Origin of the sequence: Serratia sp. CY44782 (assembly GCF_052168715.1) — a bacterium.
Lineage (GTDB): Bacteria > Pseudomonadota > Gammaproteobacteria > Enterobacterales > Enterobacteriaceae > Serratia > Serratia nevei.
Genome location: NZ_JBJNME010000009.1, coordinates 175,084 through 195,900 on the forward strand (window position 1 = coordinate 175,084; position 20,817 = coordinate 195,900).

A 20,817-nucleotide genomic window follows, 5' to 3' on the forward strand; every position below is an offset into this window, starting at 1 on the left:
TCCCTCAGTGCAGCGTGGTGCGGCTGGCGGTCGCAAGCTGGCTGCGGAACAGCTCATCCATCATGGTGACGCCGAGCTGCGTCAGGCGCGGCGGCGCGGTCAGCAGGTCAGGCTCGACCATATCGCCCAGCATGGTGCAGGCCATCTCCATGCCCGCATCGGGGCCGTGACGGCGCACATAGAAGCCTTCCAGCTCAAGGGCAATCGTCATCTGCAACTCATCGAGCGTGGCGGATACGGTAATGCCGAGGTTTTTGCAGGCATTCAGGTAGCCCTGCGCCAGCGCGCGGCGGTAAACGGCGGTGCGTACCTCAACGGGCAGGCACGAGTGATTATCGGTCATCATGGCGGGCCTCCGTGGCGAACATGCGGGATTCACAGGTTTCAACGACTTTACCGAGCTGGTCGGTGAGCAGGGCGACGACCGAGGCCAGCGCCGCGCCATCCGGCACGCAGCCGCGCGCGCTCAGGCAGTTCACCGTGTCGAACATATCGAGCACGGTCACGCCGACCGTGTGCGCGTGCAGCAGGCGCAGGTAGTCAGCGTGAGGAATGAGGTAGGTGTCACTGTTATTCAGGCGTTTTGCAAGGGTGTTCATGCGGCCACCGCCTTAACCGGCAGACGACCAGCAAAGGACAGGACGTAATCGCGGGCGAGGCTGGCGCGGGCGCTGCGCTCATCGCCTGCCACGGTGCGCAGCATACAGGGACGTGCGGCGGCATCGGTGCGGCGCACGGCGGCAAAAATAAAGGTGAATTCGGGGTGAGCGGCAGTAAGGGCCGTTGTCATGAGGACAATCTCCATCGAGTAGCGGTTAACGCCACCACCGGAGCTGCAAATCTCATGGGTGGTGGCCCGAACGGGGTTTGCAGTACCGGCCTCAATGGATACCGGCCAGCCCGAAGGCTGCCCCGCCCGGGCCACCATTATTTGACGGCGGCTGCGGTCTAAGAACCACAGCCCGAAAAATGGGTATGCCAGAGCAATGACACAAAAAAACACGCGTGGCGCGTGTGGTGTCGCCATTGAGTTACACGGGCTGCAAATCCCGGCTGCCGATTTTGCGGCAGCGCGAAAACTGTATAACGGTCGCTCGCCAGAGGAAAGCCTTTTTTCACACATCGGGGCGTTTTCCTCAGCAATCGGTCAGGACGTGATCGGATTGCGGCGGATTTGATCGGAATTCACCGTCCTCTTTCTTTGCGCTTCGCTTTGCAGGCTTCGCTTTCTGACTCAGAACGGAGATATGGCCGTGCATCCCGCTGGTAAAAGCCGGTGCCGGGGCGGGTTTGCCGCTGACGGCTGCCGTCAGGCTTTCCGCGACAAAGGCGGCTTCTGCGCGGGTGAGGGGGTAAGTTTTAGTGCCGAAATTCAGCGTAATCATGCTGCACCACCGGGGCGCTGGGCGATGCGGGCCTGCATCCAGCCGTCAATCTCTGACGCCAGCCAGGCGACGTTTTTACCGCCGAGGGAAATCTGTGAGGGGAACTGCTCACGGCTGATTAAGTCGTAAATGGTCGAGCGTGACAGGCCACAGGTGCTGATGACTTCCGGCAGGCGCATAAAGCGGTCGCGGGGGAAAACGGCATCGCGGATTACGGGGATGGCGGGGGCCGGTACGGATGAAACTGCGTGCATGGTGTTACCTCATTATGAGTCCGGTCGGAGCTGTCCGGTTACGGTGGTGTCTTCAGGTAACCCGCTATTGTGAGAATATTTTTACTCATGTAAACAAGATGAGATTGGTCAAAAAGCAAGCGCTTCGTTTTCTATTGGCCTCTATTAGCCTCTGTTAGCCTTTAAAGGGACATTTGATTTAAGTATCAATTAATAATTGTTAATTAATAGCTAAAAACAATGAAGGTTCGCTCGCCAGAAAAAGGCCTGTTTATGAAAGGTGTGAACACCGGTGAACACTCAGTGAAGACTTTAAACTAAAGTGTTCACTGCTTTACTTACTGTATTTATTATCTTTTTTATCTCAGTGAATACTAGTGAACAGTTATGTAAGAAATATAATCTGTTAAGGAGTCGTCCCGCACCGGTTCTGCCCTTGTCTGCTCATCGACAGGCGGGAAGCAATGAAATGCGTTGTCCTGTGGTACACGACAGAATGGCCTCATCCTTTACAGACGATGAGAGACCACCATGACCATCCCGGAACAGAAACCTGCCTCACTGGTGCGCTTCGAGAAAGCCCGCGCTGAACATACGGAAAGAATGAAGACCTATAACGGCATCTGCGCCGATATCGCCCGCTGTGAGAAAGAGCAGCAGGCGGCCATTGAGGCAGGAAAAGAGGCCGAGAGCCACTGGCGCACGCGCTTCCGTAACCTGCGCGGCAATCTCACTGACGAGCTGCGCGCCGAACATTCTCAGCGCATCGCCAGCCGCGAGCTGGCCGATGAGTTTGGCGGGCTGCTGAAAGAGCTGGCGCTCGATAAGCAGGAGGCGATGCTTAAATGCTGCGGCAGTGGCAAAGAGTACGTGGAATCACACCGCGAGGCGTTTACCGGATTTGCGGATGCGCACTGGCAGTCGGCCCTGCGTAACGTGAGTCCGTCACTGCTGTGGGCCATTAAGCTGCGTCTCCGTCGTGAAGAACTTTCCCCGACGTTTGCCGGTGATGATCGGGACCGGATTAAGGACGTGGCCGGTCTGGTCGGTGATGCGCTGACGCGGGCAGCGGCGGCTCTGCCGGACAGTGTATTGAAAGATGCTCCGCTGCTGGAGATTATCGGCCTGCATCGTCCGGCGCTGACGGGGATTGATATGAAGCTGTATGGCAACCCTGCTTACCGCATGAAGTTTGTAAAGGCATTACAGCAGGAACGTGCGGCATTGCAGGAGGACAGCCAGAAATGATGCACTGCCCTTACTGCAGAAGCGCGGCACACACCAAATCGAGCCGCTATATGTCCGAACAGGTGAAAGAGCGTTATCACCAGTGCACTAACCTGGACTGTTCCTGCACCTTCAAGACGAATGAGAGCATCACCAAAGTCATCACCGCCCCACCACAGCCGGAAACAAAACTGGCAGCACCGCCGGAGCCGGTAAAGGAACGCCAGACGCTGGGCCGTTACGGTTCTTCATTCCGCCAGGTTCATTAACCCCGCACAGCCGCTGCCTGACCAGCGGCTTTTTTGTGCCTGTCCTTTGTTTTTCTGAAGCCCTTTTTCTGGCCAGCCGCTTTGTAAAGAGCAGTGCATGCATAGCGTGCATGAATCTGCATGCAAAATCATGCACTGCTTTCCCCCGTTCAGGCCATACCGGGCGCGGCCCGGCTCGCATCATGCAACTGCATCAAAAGCGGTGCACAAAGCGGGCAGGCGAGGGGGGGATAGCATTGCGCGCAATTGCAGCTAAGATTGTTTATTATCTATTTCAGACTCAGTTTGGGCTACAGGTTGTGATACTGATGTAGTTTCCGTCTGCTGCCCATCCTCTACCCCTTCCGCCTCTAAAGTCGCTTGTGCCTGTACTTGTGCTTCAGCTTCAGCTTCAGCTTCCTTCGATTGAATGTCCTCTTCACTTATTGTCACATTGATAGTTTCGTCCTTACCAAATAGTTCATCATAAAGACTTTTGAATTCATCGCTACTCTTGAAATGCATAAATAATGGCCATTGATCAATGTGTTCTTTCTTAAGAACATCCATTTGATACGCCTGCTTCATATACATCGTGGACCTTTTATAATCCTCTTTAAGAATTCTTTCAGCCATTTGTAAAATTGGACTAGATGCAGACCAATCATAACTATCAAGAAGCTTATCTGAGGCATCTTTCTGGCCTCTTTCTATTAAAGCGATGCAATGGTTTACTAGTAGAGCTCGTCTCGTAACTTCACCGATTGAACTAAAAGGTTTTGATAGAAATAGTGGGGACAGTGAGTTTAATAGCTCATACTTTTTTCTGGATAGCAGTTCATAAGATATATCATGTATGCTATCACCTATTTTTTCTGAATCCTCTTTAAAAACTTTATTCCAAAGTACATGCGTAAGTTTGATCGCCAGCTCAGAAAATACATCTATTGCATGAAGTATATAACTATTTGTTGCATATAATCTATTGCCAATCTTCAGGTCATTGAGTTTGACACCGTTTTCAGAACAGTTTTTTATATATTGGGATGAAACTATACCCTTACAATGAACAAATAAGTTTCGCCGTTCGGTTATTTCAATAAAATCAGGGAGTAAAGGCAGGTCTTTTGTAAGGTCTATAGTAAACTTTCGTTCTAGGGCATTTAACTGTTCAAGATGGCTTTTTCTCAAAGTAGTTTCAATATCTTTTTCAATCACAAAATCCTTAATTGATTCCATGCTCCCAAATTCAATTATCTCCTTAAATGTAAACTCCTTCTCTAAACTATTAACTTTTTCTGGTTTATTCTTGTATATTTCTCGAATAAGATCTCCAATAAAGGCATCATATTCACTAACAATTGCCACCAAGAAATTAGTAGGGATAACAAGAAGTAACTTTCTTGATTTATCTCTTTCTTTACGAAGTTTTCTTAGCTCAGGTGTCTTACTCCTATGCATTAAAAAACTTGATATTTTTCCATCTTCCTTTCTTTCGATTTCTTTAGCATGAGCCTCAATAAAACTTTCACACTCAGCTTTCTTATTGTTGAATTCGTCAAGAAGATTCTTTTTTAAAGATGGTAAAGCATCCTCAATACTCTCAAGAATATCTAAAAAATATACAAGTTTTCCGTTGATTTCAAAGTCGCTCATTTATTATTCCTAGGGGTATAAGTAATCGCTGTATGATTGCATCATTTTTTTCTTTGTTCAAAATATTGCGCATGATTATAAACTCCTCTAATAGAGTTTTTATCAACATGTGCTAACTGCATCTCAATCCATGCACTATCAAAACCTTGTTCATGCAAAATTGTCGACATTGTATGCCTAAAACCGTGACCGGTAGCACGTCCTTTATAGCCAAGTAATTCGATCACCTGTGATACGCTTTCTTTTGAAAGCGGTTTACTACGGTTATTCCTGCCAATAAAAATGTAGGGATAATAGCCAGTAATAGGCTTAAGCTGCTTGAAAAGATCAATTACCTGAGTAGATAGAGGCACAATGTGAGGTCTGCGCATTTTCATACGTTGCGCTGGTATCTCCCATACACCTTTTTCTAGGTCTACTTCTTCCCACGTAGCAAAGCGCATCTCTTGCGTTCTTACACCAGTCAGCATGACTATCTTCGTAGCATTTTTGGTGATGATGCTACCGGTATACGCTTCGAGATCCCGAATAAAATGAGGCAATTCCTCGGCAGATAGAAATGGATGATGTTTTGCTTCGGAACGGCCAAAGCTATTGCCAAATCAGGTGCTGGGTTGTATTCAGCGCGGCCAGTGATAATTGCGTAGCGATAGACCTCACCGCACCTCTGACGCACCTTACGTGTTTTCTCTAATACACCACGCTTCTCTATTCGTCGTAGCACCTCAAGCAGTTCCAGAGGTTTTATCTCACTGATAGGCCGCTTACCAATGTAGGGGAAAACATCTTGCTCAAATGTCTTAATGATTTCTTCACGGTAGGCCACTGTCCAGCGATCGGCTTTATTTGAATGCCACTCCCGGCATATGGCTTCGAATGAGTTTTCTGTTGAGAGCTGCTGTGCCAGCTTTTGGGCTTTACGTTCTTCAACTGGGTCTATGCCGTTTGCTACCTGCTTACGAGCTGTATCGCGTTTCTCACGTGCTTCTGCGAGGGTCACAAGGTCATAGCTGCCAAATGACATTAGCCGTGCTTTGCCGGCAAAACGAAAGCGAAAGCGCCAGCCCTTTGAGCCGTCTGGATTGATGAGTAGTGATAGGCCTTGTCCATCGTTCAATGTGTAGGGCTTGTCTTGGGGCTTTGCGCGTTTAATTTGTATGTCTGTTAGTGGCATGTGTATAAGTCAAAAATGTGTATAAAAAATCTATACACATTACTATACATATTTTTTACGGATTCAGGGAGAACTTGTCGGACGGTTACGGATGTGTGGTTTACTAACTATATTGAAAATAAGGAATTTTTAGACGTTCTTGGATGGTGGCGGAGGAACTTTGGCGGAAGATCACAGGAGTCGAACCTGCCCAGGACCGCTGGCGGCCCCAACCGGATTTGAAGTCCGGCCGCCCCACCGGGGACGAGGATCTTCCTTGGAGAAGAGAAGAAGCAAGGCGCTGATTATAGCGCAGTTTGTTCGCTGCGCTAAGCGGGAAATGGCGGCCGCCGGCGATTCGGCGGCCGGGGAGCGCTACTTCAGGAAATCCTTCACGTCCAGCAGGATGAACTCGTTGTCATCCGCCATATTGGGCTGGCGGCTGGAGGAGAACGGGAAGTTGTTGTCGTTGCCGACGATGATGTGGTTGGCGTCCACCACGTCCACGTTCTCGATGGTGAAGAACGGGAAGGTCAGCACGCCGTCGTTCAGCGGCTTGCGCGCCAGCTTGTTCGGATCCTGAATGTTCATCAGGTCGATATAGGCCAGTTTCTCGACCGGTTTGCCGACGTTGGCGTCCGAGAAGGCGATTTTATACACCCGTTTGAACTTGGCTACCTGGCTGAAGCAGTTGTCGGTCGGCGCACCGGCGGCGCAGGCTTTATCCGGCGTGCCTTCGCCGTTGTCGCGCTCGATCACCAGCCCGTGGGTGGCGTCGACCATGTTGAAGTCGCCGATGGCGTTCTGGTTGTCTTCCAGCACGTACTGCCAGCTGCGGCCGGTCCAGGCCTGCTGTTTCACGTCGAACTCCAGCACCCGCAGGTAGCGTTTGCCGCCGACGTTCTCGAACTGCTCGCCGTCCCACAGCGCCCCTTCCAGCAGCGGGTACAGCTTGCTGCCGTCCGGCGAGGCGGCCATACCTTCAAAGCCTTTGGAGCGCGCCACCTGGAAGTTCTGCTTGCCATCCGGCGCGCCCGGCAGGGTCAGCGTCGGGTTGTCCGGCGATTTCACCACCTTGCCGTCCACCTGGGTGTCGAACACCGCCAGCACTTTACCGTTCAGGTCGGCCTTGATCAGGTAAGGCCCAAACTCTTCGCCGATCCATAAGGCATCGTCGGCAAACTGGAAGCTTTCCGGATCGAAATCGCTGCCGGTCAGATAACGCTTCTCGGTGCTCTCGTTGATGATATGGAACGGCACCTTTTTATCCGGATCGTGCAGGAACACCGTCTTCAGCGGCGCGACCGTGCCGTCTTTGAAATCGATCTTATAGTGATTGAGATACAGCATGGCGTCCGGCGAGTTGGCCTTGCTGCCGAAGCCGTTGTCGGTCAGCACCCAGTAGGTGCCGTCGGGCATGTGTTTGATGCCGGAGTGGCCCTGCAGCGGCTGGCCGTCGATCGGCAAGCCGAGGCCGGTCAGGCGATCGGCGGATTTGCCCGCCACGCTGCCCAGCTCGGTGACGCGTTTGCCGCTGGTGTACTTACCGCTCTGCTGCAGATCGCTCGGCGCGTCTTTCGGTGTGGAAACGGCGGATTTCACCGGCAGCAGCGCATGCCCGGCCAGCGTCGCCTGCACCGGCTGCGCGTCGGCCCACAGGTTGGCGCTCAGCGCCATGCAGCCGACCAGCAGCGCCAGCCGGGTTTTGGTGTTGTGCATGTCATTGTCCCTTTTCGTTGTTATCGCCCAGAAGTAAAAGCAACGTCACTATAGGGAGCGGCAATGACAGAAATATTATTCGGCGAACGCCCGCCGGTAGCTGTGCGGATGGAAGCGCCAGGTGATGGCGATCAGCACCACCACCAGCAGCGCGTGGATCTGCCAGTCCAGCACGAAGCCGCCGCTGTAGTCGCGCAGCAGGCCGGAAAGGTAGGGCGTCACGCCCGCCAGCAGGAAGCCGACGCCCTGCATAAAGGCCACCAGTCGCCCGGCCGCCGCCGGCTGGTGCAGGTGATCGAGCGCCAGCACCAGGCACAGCGGGAACGCGCCGCCCAGCCCCAGCCCGGAGAGCAGTACCCACAGCCACGGCAGCGTCTGCGGCAGGTAAATCAGGCCGATAAAGCCGATCAATTGCATCATCAGCGCCAGCAGCAGCAGCGGCCGCCGGTCATGATTGCGCGCCAGCGCCGGCAGCAGCAGCGCGCCCACGACCTGGCCGAAGGTCATCAGCGCCAACAGCGAACCGCTGGCCTGCGGCTGCCAACCGAGCTGCATGTAATACGGCGGCAGCCACGCAATCAGGCTGGTATAGCCGCCGTTGATCAGGCCGAAATAGGCGCCGAGCAGCCAGGCGCGCCGGTTGCGCAGCAGGCTTGGCCCGCGGTTTTCACCCGCCGCGCTCAGGCGAGACAGCCCGCGGCTGACCGGCCACCAGGCCAGCAACGCCACCAGCGCCGGCAATGCCCACCAGGCCAGCGCGCTGTGCCAGTCGTGCCCCACACTCATCAACCACGGGGTGATCGCCGCGCCCAACCCGCCGCCACCCATCAGCGCCGCCGACCACAGCCCGGCCACCAGCGCCATGCTTTTGAGGAAATGATGCTTGATGATGCCGGGCATGACCGCCTGGATCACCCCGATGCCGAGCCCACCCAGCACCGCGCTCATCAGCAGCTGCACGCTGCCGGGGGCCAGTTCGCGCCAGAGCGCGCCCAGCCCGATCGCCAACAAACTTAACGCCACGGCGCTGCGTTCGCTGAACAGCCGATTGATGGCGCCACCCGCCAACGCCATCAGGCCCATCATCAGCACCGGCAGCGTGGTCAGCAGCGCCGCGCCGCCAAAGCTCAGCCCGGTGGCCTGGCGTAGCGTCGGCAGCAACGGGCCGATCGAGGTCAACAGCGGCCGCATGTTCAGGCCGATCAACACCAGCGCCAGCAGCAGGGGGTTGAACCAGCGGCGCGAGGAGGATGAATTAACAGAATGATTTAACACGATATATTCCTGGTACTGCAAAATGAAGAGTGCGGCGTCACAGCGCGATCGCCGCAGCGTTGCGTTACTGTAGGCAACGCCGCTAGTATTGGGAAATTAAATAATAAAATAGCCAACAGTGGGAAAATGAATCGCTACCCGATGTTCAATCCGCAGCTGCTGCTCAGCTTCGTCGCCGTATGCGACAGCAACAGCTTCACCCGCGCCGCAGAGCGGGTGTTTTTGTCGCAGTCCACTGTTAGCCAGCAGGTGCGCCGGCTGGAAGAGATGCTGGGCAAGCCGCTGTTTGAGCGCTCCTCGCATCAGGTGCTGCTGACCGAAGAAGGCGTGAAGCTATTGAGCTACGCGCGCCGCATCATCGCGCTGAATGAAGAAGCCCACGACGCGCTGACCGGCATCTGGCGCGACGGCGTGCTGCGGATCGGCATGCCGGAGGATTTCGCCGTACCCACCACCGAGCTGCTGGCCGACTTCAGCCGCGAGCACCCGCACCTGCGGCTGGACGTCGCCAGCGGCCTGAGCGCCGATCTGCACAGCGCCTACGCGCGTGAAGAGCTGGATCTGATCCTGGTGAAGCAGCGCCGCCAGCAACCGCCGCGCGCCGCGCGGCCGGAACCACTGCTGTGGCTGGACAGCCTGGCCTTCCCGGCCATCGAGCAATCGCCGGTGCCGCTGGCGGTGTTCCCGCTGAGCGGCCTGTACCGCGACGAGCTGTGCCAGGCGCTCGACAACCTCGGCAAACGCTGGCGCATCGGCTACAGCAGCGCCAGCCTGGCGGCGCTGACCGCCGCTTCCGCCGCCGGGCTGGGCGTCACCCTGCTGCCGGCCGGCTGCCGTCTGCCCACGCACCGGGTACTGGGCGTGGCCGAAGGATTGCCGCCGATCGACAGCTTCGAACTGGCGCTCTACTACCGCGACGGTGCCCCCGCCGCCACGCTGGCGCTGGCCCAGCGGCTAACGGCGTTTTGCGGGTTAAAGTGAGCCAGGCTAGTACCCGCTCTCGCCATGGTTTTGCCGATACTCTTTGGGCGTCATGTCGTAGCCCTTTTTGAATACCGAATAGAAGTACTGCAGCGACGGATAGCCGCACATCTGGGAAATTTCGTTGATGGTCAGCGAAGTCGCCGTCAGCAGATTACGGGCGCGGTCCAGCTTTTCCTGATGGATCACATGATGGATGGTTTGGCCGGTCTCATCCCGGAAGCGTTTTTCCAGATTGGAACGCGAGATGCCCACCGCATCCAGCACCTGTTCTACCTTGATGCCCTTGCAGGCATGGTGGCGAATATAGTGCATTGCCTGAATCACCGCCGGATCGCGCAGCGAGCGAAAATCGGTGGAGCGGCGTTCAATCACCTTCACCGGCGGCACCAGAATGCGCTGCAGCGGCAGATCGCGCCGATCGAGCAACTGATGCAGCAGTTTGGCGGCGCGATAGCCCATCTGCCGGGTACCCTGAGCCACTGACGAGAGCGCAACCCGCGACAGGTAACGCGTCAGCTCTTCATTGTCGATGCCGATCACGCACAGCTTTTCCGGCACGGCGATGTCCAGATGCTCGCACACCTGCAACAGATGGCGTGCCCGCGCATCGGTCACCGCGATGATCCCAGTCTGCTGCGGCAACGTCTGCACCCAATCCGCCAGCCGGTTCTGGGCATACTGCCAGTTCTCCGGTGCGGTCGCCATTCCCTGATACACCACGCCCTGGTACTGTTCCGCCGCCACCCTCTGGCGAAAAGCGTACTCACGCTCCTGCGCCCAGCGTTTGCCGCCTTCAATCGGCATGCCGTAAAAGGCGAAACGATTGATGCCCTTCTCCTTGAGGTGTGTAAACGCCGTTTCTACCAACGCCTGGTTGTCGGTGGCGATATAGTGCACCGGCGGATAGTCCTGCTCGCGATGATAAGAACCGCCAACGCCGACGATCGGCACCTGCACGTTGTGCAACAGCCGCTCAATCTCGCGATCGTCAAAGTCGGCGATCACCCCGTCCCCCAGCCACTCTCGGATATTGTCGATGCGGCAGCGAAAGTCCTCTTCGATAAAGATGTCCCAGTCACACTGCGATGCCTGCAGATACTCGCCGACCCCTTCAACCACCTGACGGTCATACACTTTATTGGCGTTGAACAGCAACGTAATGCGGTAACGTTTCTCAGACATACCAGCCTCAATTCACCCATTCACCCGCGCCCATATCGCGCTCGGTTACAGCATGCCCCATTATTCCCCGATCATTGTCATTCTTATTTGTGAGCGTCATCACGTTAGGCATTTTTCATAATCGTAAAAACAAAATGCAGAATAAAAGTGGCGCTGAAATAGCGCTACCTTAGCCCCATCATTATGAAATGCGTTAAATAGGGCGATGTGATGAGTCATTTTAATTTCGATAAACGAATATCTCGCACGGGAACCTACAGCGCAAAGTGGAATGGTGAACAGCACGCGCGGCAATACGCCACCATTCCGCTTTCCGTTGCCGATATGGATATTCCTTTACCAGAAAGAATAATAAGCGAGCTTTCACTATGCACGCAAAAAGGCATCTACGGTTACACGCTGCTCAGCGATGACTGGCAAACCACCGTCGCACGCTGGATGGCACGCCATTACCGGTGGACGATAGATCCTCGCCATGCGGTATTTTGTCCGCGAGTGATACAGGCCGTATCGCTTTACATTCAAAACTTTACCGCACCCGGTGACGCTATCGTCAGCCTGACACCGGCTTATCATCCAATCAGCCACGCCGTGACGATAAACCAGCGAACGTTGCTCGAGAGCGAACTGGTTTATCACGATGGTCGGTACGCCATAGATTTTGCCGATCTTGAGGACAAATTCCGGCGAGCATGCTGCTTCATTCTCTTATCACCGCATAACCCTACCGGCACGGTATGGGATGCGGCGTCATTAGAAAAAATAGCCGCACTCGCTGAAAAACATCAGGTTTTTATTATTTCCGACGACGTTCATGCGGATTTCATTTTTAATTATCGTCAACACCAGGTCATTTCCACTTTCAGTCATTACGTCGAACAAAATTCATTCATCTGCACCTCTCCCGCCAAGACGTTTAATATGGCCGGCCTTGAGGTGGCAAATATTATTATTGCTAATGATAAGTATCGCGAAAAATTTTGTCATTGCCTCGAAGCTGCCGGGATCCACAATCCCGGCTATTACGCCGTACCGGCCTTTTTGGCCGCCTATCGCGACTGCGATGACTGGTTGCTGGCGCTGAAAAGCTATCTGGCGGCAAACCGGGCATTGGCGATAGAGACCTTACGCGCTGCGTTCCCAGCCTGGCAAATCACCCGCAGCGAAGGCACCTACATGCTTTGGGTCGATTATCGGCCGAGCGGGCTGACCGAACCGCAACTAAAACACTGGTTCCTGAACCTGGCCGGCGTCGAAATGAGTTGGGGCTCCGGCTTCGGCGCAGCGGGCAACGGCTTTTTCCGTATCAATATCGCTACGCCCCGGGCCACGCTGATCGAAGCATTACACCGAATTGTCAGTACTTTCCCCTACGCACACCAGGAGTAGTACCCATGAACAGCATAATAAAACCCAGAACGCCCACGTTGGTCGAATCCTTACTGCCAATCCTCACCATGGTGCTGTTGCTCGGCGTCGGCTATGCCGCTTTCGATCTGCCGCCTGAACCGCTGATGGTGCTTTCCACCGTGATTGCTGCCCTGTTGGTCAAACGTCTGGGGCACAGCTACAGCGATATTTTGGCCTCGATTTCCCAGAAGATCGCCAAAACCATGCCCGCCTTACTGATTCTGATCTGCGTTGGCCTGCTAATCGGCACCTGGATGGCCGGCGGCACCATTCCGCTGATGATTTATTATGGCCTGAAGCTCATCGATCCGGCGATGCTGTACGTTACCGCTCTGTTGGTCACCTCGGTGGTTTCCGTCTGTACCGGTACCTCCTGGGGCTCGGCCGGCACGGTCGGCGTTGCCTTTATGGGCGTTGCCATCGGTATGGAAGCCAACCTGGCGGCCACCGCCGGCGCCGTGGTGGCGGGCGCCTATTTCGGCGACAAACTATCGCCGCTGTCCGGCGACACCAACCTGGCCGCAATGGCCGCTCAGGTCGATTTGTACGAACACATCGGCCACCTGCTCTACACCACGCTGCCATCGCTGCTCCTTTCGGCAGCCGTCATGCTGTTCTACGGCATGCACGGCGATCTCAGCGGCGCGGCAATGCCAGATAAAGTGCAGGTCATTATTCACGGGCTCAGCACTATCTATCACTTCAACCTCCTGCTGCTGGTGCCGATCGCCATCGTGCTGTACGGCTCCTTCACCAAAAAACCCACCATCCCGGTGATGCTGGTGTCGGCATTGGTGGCCATGCTGAACGCCGTCTGGATCCAGGGATTCGCTTTCCATGACGTAGTGAAAAGCGCCGTCGACGGCTTCAACGTCGCCATGTTGCCCAATAAAGACGTCAGCCCGCTGTTGAGCAATCTGCTCAACCGCGGCGGCATGAACTCCATGATGAGCACGCTGCTGATCTGCTTCTGCGCGCTCTCCTTTGCCGGCACCCTGGCGCTCAGCGGGGCATTGGAGGTGATCGTGCATAACCTGCTGAAGCTGGTGCACTCCACCGGCACCATGATCCTCGCTACGCTGGCCTGCGGCTTGACGATGATCAGCGTCACCTGCAACGGCCAAATCTCGATTCTTATTCCGATTGAAATGCTGCGCAACGCTTACATTGAGCGCGGTCTGCATCCGAAAAACCTTAGCCGCACCGTTGAAGATTCCGCCACCATCTTTGAACCCATTCTGCCCTGGACGGCCGCCGGCGCTTACATGGCGGGCACCCTGGGTGTCGCCACGCTCAGTTATCTGCCCTGGGCCATTCTGTGCTGGAGCGGGATATTTTTCGCCACGCTGTGGGGATTTACCGGCTTCGGCATCGCCCGGCTGGCAAAAGAAGAACAGGTTCAGTTACTGGCCCAAACGGCCGATACGTTAAAATAAGGGAGACCCCGCATGTCCTACTTTGATCAACTTGACCAGGTCCGCTACGAAGGCGTCGACAGCAACAATCCGCTGGCCTTTCGCCATTACAACCCCGACGAGCTGGTGCTCGGCAAACGCATGGCCGATCATCTGCGCTTCGCCGCCTGCTACTGGCACACCTTCTGCTGGAATGGTGCGGACATGTTCGGCCTGGGCGCTTTCGATCGCCCCTGGCAGCAGCCGGGCGATGCGTTGGCGCTGGCGAAACGCAAAGCCGACGTGGCGTTCGAGTTCTTTCACAAGCTGAATGTGCCCTACTACTGCTTCCATGACGTCGACGTTGCGCCGGAAGGCGCTTCGCTACAGGACTATCTGAATAACTTTGCGGCAATGACCGACGTGCTGGCAGAAAAACAGCAAAGCAGCGGCGTGAAACTGCTGTGGGGCACCGCCAACTGCTTCAGCCACCCGCGCTATGGCGCAGGCGCCGCCACCAATCCGGATCCGGAAGTGTTTGCCTGGGCGGCGACGCAGGTCTTCACCGCCATGAACGCCACCCACCAACTGGGGGGAGAAAACTACGTGCTGTGGGGGGGACGTGAAGGCTATGAAACCTTGCTGAACACCGATCTGCGCCAGGAGCGCGAACAGATCGGCCGTTTTATGCAGATGGTGGTGGAGCATAAACATAAGATTGGTTTCCAGGGCACATTGCTGATCGAACCCAAGCCCCAGGAGCCTACCAAGCACCAATACGACTACGACGTCGCCACGGTCTACGGCTTCCTGAAGCAGTTCGGGCTGGAAAAGGAAATTAAGGTCAACATCGAAGCCAACCACGCCACGCTGGCCGGCCACTCGTTCCATCATGAGATCGCCACCGCCATCGCGCTGGGCATTTTCGGTTCGGTCGACGCCAACCGCGGCGATCCGCAACTCGGCTGGGACACCGACCAATTCCCGAACAGCGTGGAGGAAAACGCGCTGGTGATGTTCGAGATCCTCAAAGCCGGCGGCTTCACGACCGGCGGCCTGAACTTCGACGCCAAAGTGCGCCGCCAAAGCACCGACAAATACGATCTGTTCTATGGTCATATCGGCGCGATGGATACGATGGCGCTGGCATTGAAAGTGGCGGCTAAAATGATCGTCGACGGTCAGCTGCACCAGCAGGTTGCCCAGCGCTACGCCGGCTGGAACGGTGAATTGGGCCAACAAATCTTGCAGGGCAAGCTGTCGCTGGAAACGCTGGCGCAGTACGCTGAACGCCGCGCCTTGGCGCCACAACACGTCAGCGGCCGCCAGGAGCGCCTGGAAAACCTGATGAATCGCTATCTGTTCGGCTAACTGAAGCGCGCGGCGTGTCCTCGCCGCGCTTTAAAGGAACCCTATCATGTACATCGGCATCGATCTCGGCACTTCCGGCGTTAAGGCCATCCTGCTTGGCGAACAGGGCCAGCTGCTCGCCAGCCAGAGTGAGCCGCTGCCCATTTCACGCCCGCAGCCGCTGTGGTCGGAACAGGCACCACAGGCGTGGTGGCACGCCACCGACCGCGCCATGCTGGCGTTGGGCAAGCAACACAGCCTACAACAGGTCAAGGCCATCGGCTTGAGCGGCCAGATGCACGGCGCCACGTTATTGGACGAACGCGGGCAGATCCTGCGCCCGGCCATTCTGTGGAACGACGGCCGCAGCTTCACCCAGTGCCGGGAGCTGGAACAAGCCGTGCCCCATTCACGCCAGATCACCGGCAACCTGATGATGCCCGGTTTTACCGCACCGAAGCTGCTATGGGTGAAACAACACGAACCGCAGCTGTTCAGCCGCATCAAAAAAGTGCTGTTGCCCAAGGATTATCTGCGTTGGTGCCTCACCGGCGAGTTCGCCAGCGACATGTCCGATGCGGCCGGCACCCTGTGGCTGGACGTCGCGCGACGCGACTGGAACGACGAGCTGCTGGCCGCCTGCGGCCTGTGCCGCAGCCAGATGCCGCAGCTGTTTGAAGGCAACCAGATCACCGGTCAAATCCATACCGAGCTGGCAACACGCTGGGGAATGCCGCCGGTGCCGGTGGTGGCCGGCGGTGGCGACAACGCGGCCGGCGCCATTGGCGTTGGGTTGTATCAGGCCGGGCAGGCGATGCTGTCGCTCGGCACCTCCGGCGTGTACTTCGCGGTCAGCGACGGCTTTCTCAGCAATCCGGCCGGAGCGGTACACAGCTTCTGCCATGCGCTGCCGAACAGTTGGCATCTGATGTCGGTCACGCTCAGCGCCGCCTCCTGCCTCGATTGGGTCTGCCAACTGACCAACGTCGACAGCGTCGCCACGCTGCTGCACAACGTCGAACAGGCCGAACCGGCGGCGGCGCCGCTGTGGTTCCTGCCTTATCTGTCCGGCGAACGCACACCGCATAATAATCCCAACGCCAAAGGCGCGTTCTGGGGGCTCACTCACCAACACGGGCCAAACGATCTGGCGCGCGCGGTGCTGGAAGGCGTTGGCTTCGCGCTCGCCGACGGCATGGATGCGCTGCACGCCGGCGGTTTGCAACCCACCACCATTCGGCTGATCGGCGGTGGCGCACGCAGCCCGTTCTGGCGCCAGATGTTGGCGGACATCAGCGGCTACACGCTGGAATACCGTACCGGCGGCGATGTCGGCCCGGCGCTGGGTGCCGCGCGCCTGGCGCAGATCGCACTCAATCCACAGCGGCCGCTGGCCGAGCTGCTGCCAGAACTGCCGCTGGAGCAGCTGCATGTACCGGACGCCGAACGCCACCGGCAATACGCCGTACAACGCAGCACTTTCCGCGAGCTGTACCGCTGCCTGCTGCCGTTGATGTGATGGGGGTCATTACCAAATCGAATAGTCACCAGTGGCAAATGTCGCTGCCAACCGATCGGTTCCTCTCCTAAATTGGGGGATGTTTTCACCCCCTCACCTCTGGATTAAGGAACCGAACGTGGAAAGCCCTCAGCAACCGGGCCGCAGAGCCTTCCTCAGCCAAACCGGCAAACTTACCACCGCCTGCGCGGTGATCGGCCTGACGGGCGGCATGGCGCAGGCCGCGTCACCGGGCGACGGGCAGTGCGCGCCCGCACCGATGACACTGACCGATCGCCACTACTGCCTGAGCGAGGTGCGGCTGGAAGACGGCTTTGAATACGACGGCGAAACGGTGATCGGCACCCGCACCGCGCTGTACACACTCGAGATCAAAGACGGCAAGATCGCCGCCATTCACGCCGCCAACGCCCCCCTGCCCGCCGGTTTACCCCGTTATAAGGCGCAGGGTCAACTGCTGCTGCCGGCGTTCCGCGACATGCACATCCACCTGGACAAAACCTTCTACAGCGGCCCGTGGCAGGCGCCGCGCCCGCGCCAGGGCAAGACCATCATGGACATGATCGCGCTGGAGCAGACGCTGATCCCGAAACTGCTGCCCACCTCGCAGCAGCGGGCGGAAAACCTGATCGCCCTGCTGCAGTCCAAAGGCAGCACCGTGGCGCGCAGCCACTGCAATATCGATCCGGTCAGCGGCCTGAAAAGCCTGGAGCACCTGCAGCGCGCGCTGGAAAACCACCGGGCGGACTTCAGCTGTGAAATCGTCGCCTTCCCGCAGCACGGCCAGTTGCACTCCAAGGTCGATGCGCTGATGCGCGAAGCGATGCAGATGGGCGTGCAGTACGTCGGCGGGCTCGATCCGACCAACGTCGACGGCGCGATGGAGAAATCGCTGGACGCCATGTTCCAGATCGCCCTCGATACCGGCAAAGGCGTGGATATCCACCTGCATGAGACCAGCCCGGCCGGGGTCGCCGCCATTAACTACATGATCGCCACCGTGGAGCAAAACCCGGCGCTGCGCGGCAAGGTCACCATCAGCCACGCTTTCGCCCTGACCACGCTGACGCCGGGCGAACTGGCGGAAACCGCCACCCGGCTGGCGGCGCAGCAGATCACCATCGCCTCCACGGTGCCGATCGGCGGCCTGATGATGCCGCTGCCGCAGCTCAGCGAGAAAGGGGTGTTCGTGATGACCGGTACCGATAGCGTGATCGACCACTGGTCGCCGTTCGGCACCGGCGACATTCTGGAGAAGGCGAATCTGTATGCCCAGCTGTACCGCGGCTCCGACGAGTATCACCTGTCGCGCGCCATGGCCATCTCCACCGGCGGCGTGCTGCCGCTGGACGATAAGGGCCAGCGCGCCTGGCCGAAAGCCGGCGACGCCGCCGAGTTCGTGCTGGTCAACGCCAGCTGTTCCGCCGAGGCGGTCGCCCGCCTGCCGGCGCGCAGCGCCACCTTCCATCAGGGGCGTCTGGTGGCCGGCCAGGTGAGCAAAGCCTAAGGTCGGTCCGCTGTTGTCATCATGATGGCCGTTTTTGGCCTTCTGCCAGAGTAAGGCGCGGCGCAAGATGGTCGCTACACACACTGGCGGAGGGCCGAAAATGTCACAGAGCGCGTTATTGATCATCGATGTCCAGCAATCATTCCAGCATCGTCCATTCTGGCAGGAGGACGATCTGCCGGCGTTCCAACAGGCGCTGACGCGCCTGATCGCGGGCTGCCGGCAACGCGGCACGGCGCTGGTCGATGTGCTGCACGTTTCGCCGCAGGGGCCGTTCTCGCTGGCATCAGGCCACGTGCAGCGCCTGCCGTTCCTCACCCACCAGGCGGATATCACCGTGCATAAGCATGTGCACAATGCGCTGACCGAATCCGGCCTCGACGCCTGGCTGCGCGAGCGGGATATCAACCACCTGATCGTCTCCGGCATCCGTACCGAGCAGTGCTGCGAAACCACCACCCGGGTGGCGTCCGATCTCGGTTATCGGGTGACTTTCGTCACCGAGGCAACGCTGACCTTCCCAATGCGCCATCCCGACGGCGAAGTCTTTACCCCCGCGCAGCTGAAGCGGCATACTGAAACCGTACTGGTCGATCGTTTCGCCCGCATCGCCAGCGTGGATGAGGCGCTGGCGCAACTCGCACAGGAGTAACCATGTCGCAGGCCGTCTATTTTCTGCTGTTGCCCAACGTGCTGTCGCTGGACGTCAGCGGCCCGGCGGAAACCCTGCGCCTCGCGGGGCAGTTCAGCCTGCGTTATCTCAGCCCGGCGCCGCAGATCGTCTGCTCCATCGGCATGACGCTGAGCGGCCTGCAGCCGTTGCCCGAACGCCTGGAAGACGGCGCCATCCTGGTGCTGCCGGGCGTCGGCGATTCGCAGCGCTATTTCGCCGGGGAAGAAGCCGAGCAGGCGCGTCGCTGGCTGGCGACGCTGCGGCCCGATCTGCAGCGGCAGCGCATCACCCTGGTGTGCATCTGCTCCGGCGCGCTGCTGGCGGCGCAGGCCGGGCTGCTCGACGGCTATCAGTGCACCACCCACCACGACGTCATCGAACGTATCCGCCTGCAGGCGCCGGCGGCGCAGGTGAAAGAGAATCGTATCTTCGTCGAAGATCGCGGCGTCTACACCAGCGCGGGCATCACCACCGGCATCGATTTGGCGCTGCACCTGGTCCACCGCCATTGCGGCTCCGGCCGGGCGCGCGACGTCGCCCGCGATATGGTGGTCTATTTCCGCCGCGCCGGGGACGATCCGCAGCTGTCGCCCTGGCTGCGCTACCGCAACCACCTGCACCCGGCGGTGCACCGCGCGCAGGACGTGATGGCCGCCGAGCCGGAGGCCGACTGGTCGGTGCCGCAGGTGGCGGAAAAAGCGCACGTCAGCAGCCGCCACCTGGCGCGGCTGTTTCGCAGCCACGTCGGCATCAGCGTGCGGGAGTATCATGAACAGCTGCGGTTGGCGGTGGCGCAACAGCGCCTGCAGCAAGGGTATGGGTTGGAGAAGGCCGCGTTGGCGGCCGGCTTTTCTTCCGGGCGGCAGCTGCGCCGCGCCCAGCAGCGCCAGCGCTCGCCGCTATGACACCAGCCGGCGGGTATCCAGCCGCTGCAGGCCGACAGACAGCAACAGGCTGAGCCCCAGCGCCACGCCGAACACCCAGAAGATATCCAGCAGCGGGTGGCCGGTGAAATCCAGGTGCCGGCTGCGCATCACGTTGACGATCAGGGCGTGAAAACCGTAGATCGCCAGCGAATGGCGGGAAAACACGCTCAGCCAGCCGATCGGCTGCGGCAAACAGTGTTTCACCCACACCAGCAGCGCCACCGCCGCCATAAACACCAGTGGGCCGCTGTAGATGTAGTAGGTATCGGCGAAGTTGCCGTTGATGAACAGCTGATGCTTGGTCCCGCGCGCGATCAGCGCTACGCACAGCGCAAACCCCAGCGCCGCCAGCCAGCCCACGGCGCGCCCGCGCGCCTCCATCATGCCAATCGCCCGTCCGGCCAACGCGTACAACAGGTAGTAGAAAGTATCGCCGTAGATATACAGGTTAACCGGCAGCAGGTGCGCGTTACCGAGGGCCAGTTTGTCGGTATTCGGGTTGGCGAGCACCGCCAACACCACCAGCGCGGCGGCCAGGTAACGGCGCGACACTGGCTTGACGCTGATCAGCGGCGACAGCAGGTAAATCACCGCAATGGCGTAGAAAAACCACAGATGATAGAACACCGGCTTTTGCAGGATGGCGCGCAGCGACGGCCAGAAGCCGATTTTGGTAAAGGCCGCGATATAGATCAGCGCAATGGCGCTGTAGAACAGAATGCAGCAGGCGATACGGGTGAAATGCCGCCGGCCGGCGCTCTTGTCGCCGAAGAACAGGTAGCCGGAAATCATGAAGAACAGCGGCACCGACACGCGCGACAGCGAGTTCAGCACGTTGGCGATATCCCAGTTGTGCAGCCCTATCGCCGCGCCGTTGGTGACGTAATAGGTGGTGGCGTGGATCATCACCACCATCATGCACGCCATCGCTCGCAGGTTGTCTATCCAGCCGATTTTCTCGCTCAAACGCTCGCCC

At 58.0% G+C, this 20,817-nt stretch carries 20 protein-coding genes, 1 tRNA gene and 1 pseudogene; 10 read left to right on the forward strand and 12 right to left on the reverse strand.

Annotated features, from left to right (window positions below; translation table 11 throughout):
* Positions 1-4: 4 nt before the first annotated feature.
* From ACJ8HT_RS18325 to ACJ8HT_RS18345, 5 genes are read right to left on the reverse strand one after another with little or no spacing between them, the layout of a single operon-like run.
* Complete coding sequence (locus ACJ8HT_RS18325; RefSeq protein WP_197653147.1) at positions 5-346, reverse strand: DUF5375 family protein; 342 nt, start codon at positions 344-346, stop codon at positions 5-7.
* The gene (locus tag ACJ8HT_RS18330) at positions 333-599 is read right to left on the reverse strand and encodes a hypothetical protein (RefSeq protein WP_085286554.1); all 267 of its coding nucleotides are present in this window, start codon (positions 597-599) and stop codon (positions 333-335) included. Before ACJ8HT_RS18330 ends, ACJ8HT_RS18325 begins: the two co-directional genes overlap by 14 nt.
* Positions 596-1,123, reverse strand: a complete 528-nt coding sequence (locus ACJ8HT_RS18335) for a host cell division inhibitor Icd-like protein (protein ID WP_197653148.1) — start codon at positions 1,121-1,123, stop codon at positions 596-598. The genes ACJ8HT_RS18330 and ACJ8HT_RS18335 overlap by 4 nt, the downstream gene beginning before the upstream one ends.
* Positions 1,124-1,136: 13 nt before the next feature.
* Positions 1,137-1,385 (reverse strand): hypothetical protein, encoded by a 249-nt coding sequence (locus tag ACJ8HT_RS18340; RefSeq protein WP_197653149.1) that lies wholly within the window; start codon positions 1,383-1,385, stop codon positions 1,137-1,139.
* Positions 1,382-1,639 carry a helix-turn-helix transcriptional regulator gene (locus ACJ8HT_RS18345; protein ID WP_197653150.1) on the reverse strand — a complete coding sequence of 86 codons (258 nt, stop codon included), beginning with the start codon at positions 1,637-1,639 and terminating at the stop codon, positions 1,382-1,384. The genes ACJ8HT_RS18340 and ACJ8HT_RS18345 overlap by 4 nt, the downstream gene beginning before the upstream one ends.
* A 510-nt stretch (positions 1,640-2,149) precedes the next feature.
* Here ACJ8HT_RS18345 and ACJ8HT_RS18350 point away from each other — a divergent pair.
* Positions 2,150-2,866 (forward strand): hypothetical protein, encoded by a 717-nt coding sequence (locus ACJ8HT_RS18350; protein ID WP_197653151.1) that lies wholly within the window; start codon positions 2,150-2,152, stop codon positions 2,864-2,866.
* The gene (locus ACJ8HT_RS18355) at positions 2,863-3,114 is read left to right on the forward strand and encodes an ogr/Delta-like zinc finger family protein (RefSeq protein ID WP_085286549.1); all 252 of its coding nucleotides are present in this window, start codon (positions 2,863-2,865) and stop codon (positions 3,112-3,114) included. Before ACJ8HT_RS18350 ends, ACJ8HT_RS18355 begins: the two co-directional genes overlap by 4 nt.
* A gap of 252 nt (positions 3,115-3,366) precedes the next feature.
* On the opposite strand, the gene ACJ8HT_RS18360 is transcribed toward ACJ8HT_RS18355, so the two are convergent.
* From ACJ8HT_RS18360 to ACJ8HT_RS18380, 5 genes and pseudogenes are all read right to left on the reverse strand, one after another.
* Positions 3,367-4,749: a hypothetical protein gene (locus ACJ8HT_RS18360; protein ID WP_197653152.1), complete on the reverse strand. Its 1,383-nt coding sequence runs from the start codon at positions 4,747-4,749 to the stop codon at positions 3,367-3,369.
* Positions 4,750-4,758: 9 nt separating this feature from the next.
* Positions 4,759-5,923 (reverse strand): annotated as a pseudogene (locus ACJ8HT_RS18365) (tyrosine-type recombinase/integrase).
* A gap of 161 nt (positions 5,924-6,084) precedes the next feature.
* Positions 6,085-6,179, reverse strand: a tRNA-Sec gene (locus ACJ8HT_RS18370).
* Between the two features lie 98 nt (positions 6,180-6,277).
* A complete protein-coding gene (locus ACJ8HT_RS18375; protein ID WP_197653153.1) occupies positions 6,278-7,621 on the reverse strand; it encodes an esterase-like activity of phytase family protein in 1,344 nt (447 codons plus the stop codon).
* Between the two features lie 75 nt (positions 7,622-7,696).
* Positions 7,697-8,896 carry a cyanate transporter gene (locus tag ACJ8HT_RS18380; RefSeq protein WP_194571908.1) on the reverse strand — a complete coding sequence of 400 codons (1,200 nt, stop codon included), beginning with the start codon at positions 8,894-8,896 and terminating at the stop codon, positions 7,697-7,699.
* 126 nt (positions 8,897-9,022) lie between these two features.
* Here ACJ8HT_RS18380 and ACJ8HT_RS18385 point away from each other — a divergent pair, with 126 nt between their 5' ends.
* Positions 9,023-9,877: a LysR family transcriptional regulator gene (locus tag ACJ8HT_RS18385; protein ID WP_194571907.1), complete on the forward strand. Its 855-nt coding sequence runs from the start codon at positions 9,023-9,025 to the stop codon at positions 9,875-9,877.
* Between the two features lie 6 nt (positions 9,878-9,883).
* Here the strand turns inward: ACJ8HT_RS18385 and xylR are convergent, their stop codons facing one another.
* Positions 9,884-11,062 (reverse strand): D-xylose utilization transcriptional activator XylR, encoded by a 1,179-nt coding sequence (xylR, locus tag ACJ8HT_RS18390; protein WP_049274343.1) that lies wholly within the window; start codon positions 11,060-11,062, stop codon positions 9,884-9,886.
* A gap of 210 nt (positions 11,063-11,272) precedes the next feature.
* Between xylR and ACJ8HT_RS18395 the strand changes: the two genes are divergently transcribed.
* The 7 genes from ACJ8HT_RS18395 to ACJ8HT_RS18425 all read left to right on the forward strand — a co-directional run bounded on the left by ACJ8HT_RS18395 (position 11,273) and on the right by ACJ8HT_RS18425 (position 19,820).
* A complete protein-coding gene (locus ACJ8HT_RS18395) occupies positions 11,273-12,451 on the forward strand; it encodes a MalY/PatB family protein (protein ID WP_197653154.1) in 1,179 nt (392 codons plus the stop codon).
* Between the two features lie 5 nt (positions 12,452-12,456).
* On the forward strand, positions 12,457-13,908 hold the full coding sequence (gene nhaC, locus ACJ8HT_RS18400; protein ID WP_049274339.1) for a Na+/H+ antiporter NhaC: 1,452 nt from the start codon (positions 12,457-12,459) through the stop codon (positions 13,906-13,908).
* A 12-nt stretch (positions 13,909-13,920) separates the two neighbouring features.
* Complete coding sequence (gene xylA, locus ACJ8HT_RS18405; protein ID WP_049202583.1) at positions 13,921-15,237, forward strand: xylose isomerase; 1,317 nt, start codon at positions 13,921-13,923, stop codon at positions 15,235-15,237.
* A gap of 46 nt (positions 15,238-15,283) precedes the next feature.
* The gene (xylB, locus tag ACJ8HT_RS18410) at positions 15,284-16,735 is read left to right on the forward strand and encodes a xylulokinase (RefSeq protein WP_197653155.1); all 1,452 of its coding nucleotides are present in this window, start codon (positions 15,284-15,286) and stop codon (positions 16,733-16,735) included.
* Positions 16,736-16,853: 118 nt separating this feature from the next.
* Entirely contained in the window at positions 16,854-18,242 is a 1,389-nt protein-coding gene (locus ACJ8HT_RS18415; RefSeq protein ID WP_197653156.1) for an amidohydrolase, read from the forward strand.
* Positions 18,243-18,342: 100 nt separating this feature from the next.
* Positions 18,343-18,894 carry a cysteine hydrolase family protein gene (locus tag ACJ8HT_RS18420; RefSeq protein WP_197653157.1) on the forward strand — a complete coding sequence of 184 codons (552 nt, stop codon included), beginning with the start codon at positions 18,343-18,345 and terminating at the stop codon, positions 18,892-18,894.
* Between the two features lie 2 nt (positions 18,895-18,896).
* Entirely contained in the window at positions 18,897-19,820 is a 924-nt protein-coding gene (locus ACJ8HT_RS18425) for a GlxA family transcriptional regulator (RefSeq protein WP_072626480.1), read from the forward strand.
* Here ACJ8HT_RS18425 and ACJ8HT_RS18430 read toward each other — a convergent pair.
* Positions 19,815-20,807: an acyltransferase gene (locus tag ACJ8HT_RS18430; protein ID WP_197653158.1), complete on the reverse strand. Its 993-nt coding sequence runs from the start codon at positions 20,805-20,807 to the stop codon at positions 19,815-19,817. The two genes, ACJ8HT_RS18425 and ACJ8HT_RS18430, sit on opposite strands and share 6 nt — an antisense overlap.
* Between the last annotated feature and the right edge of the window lie 10 nt (positions 20,808-20,817).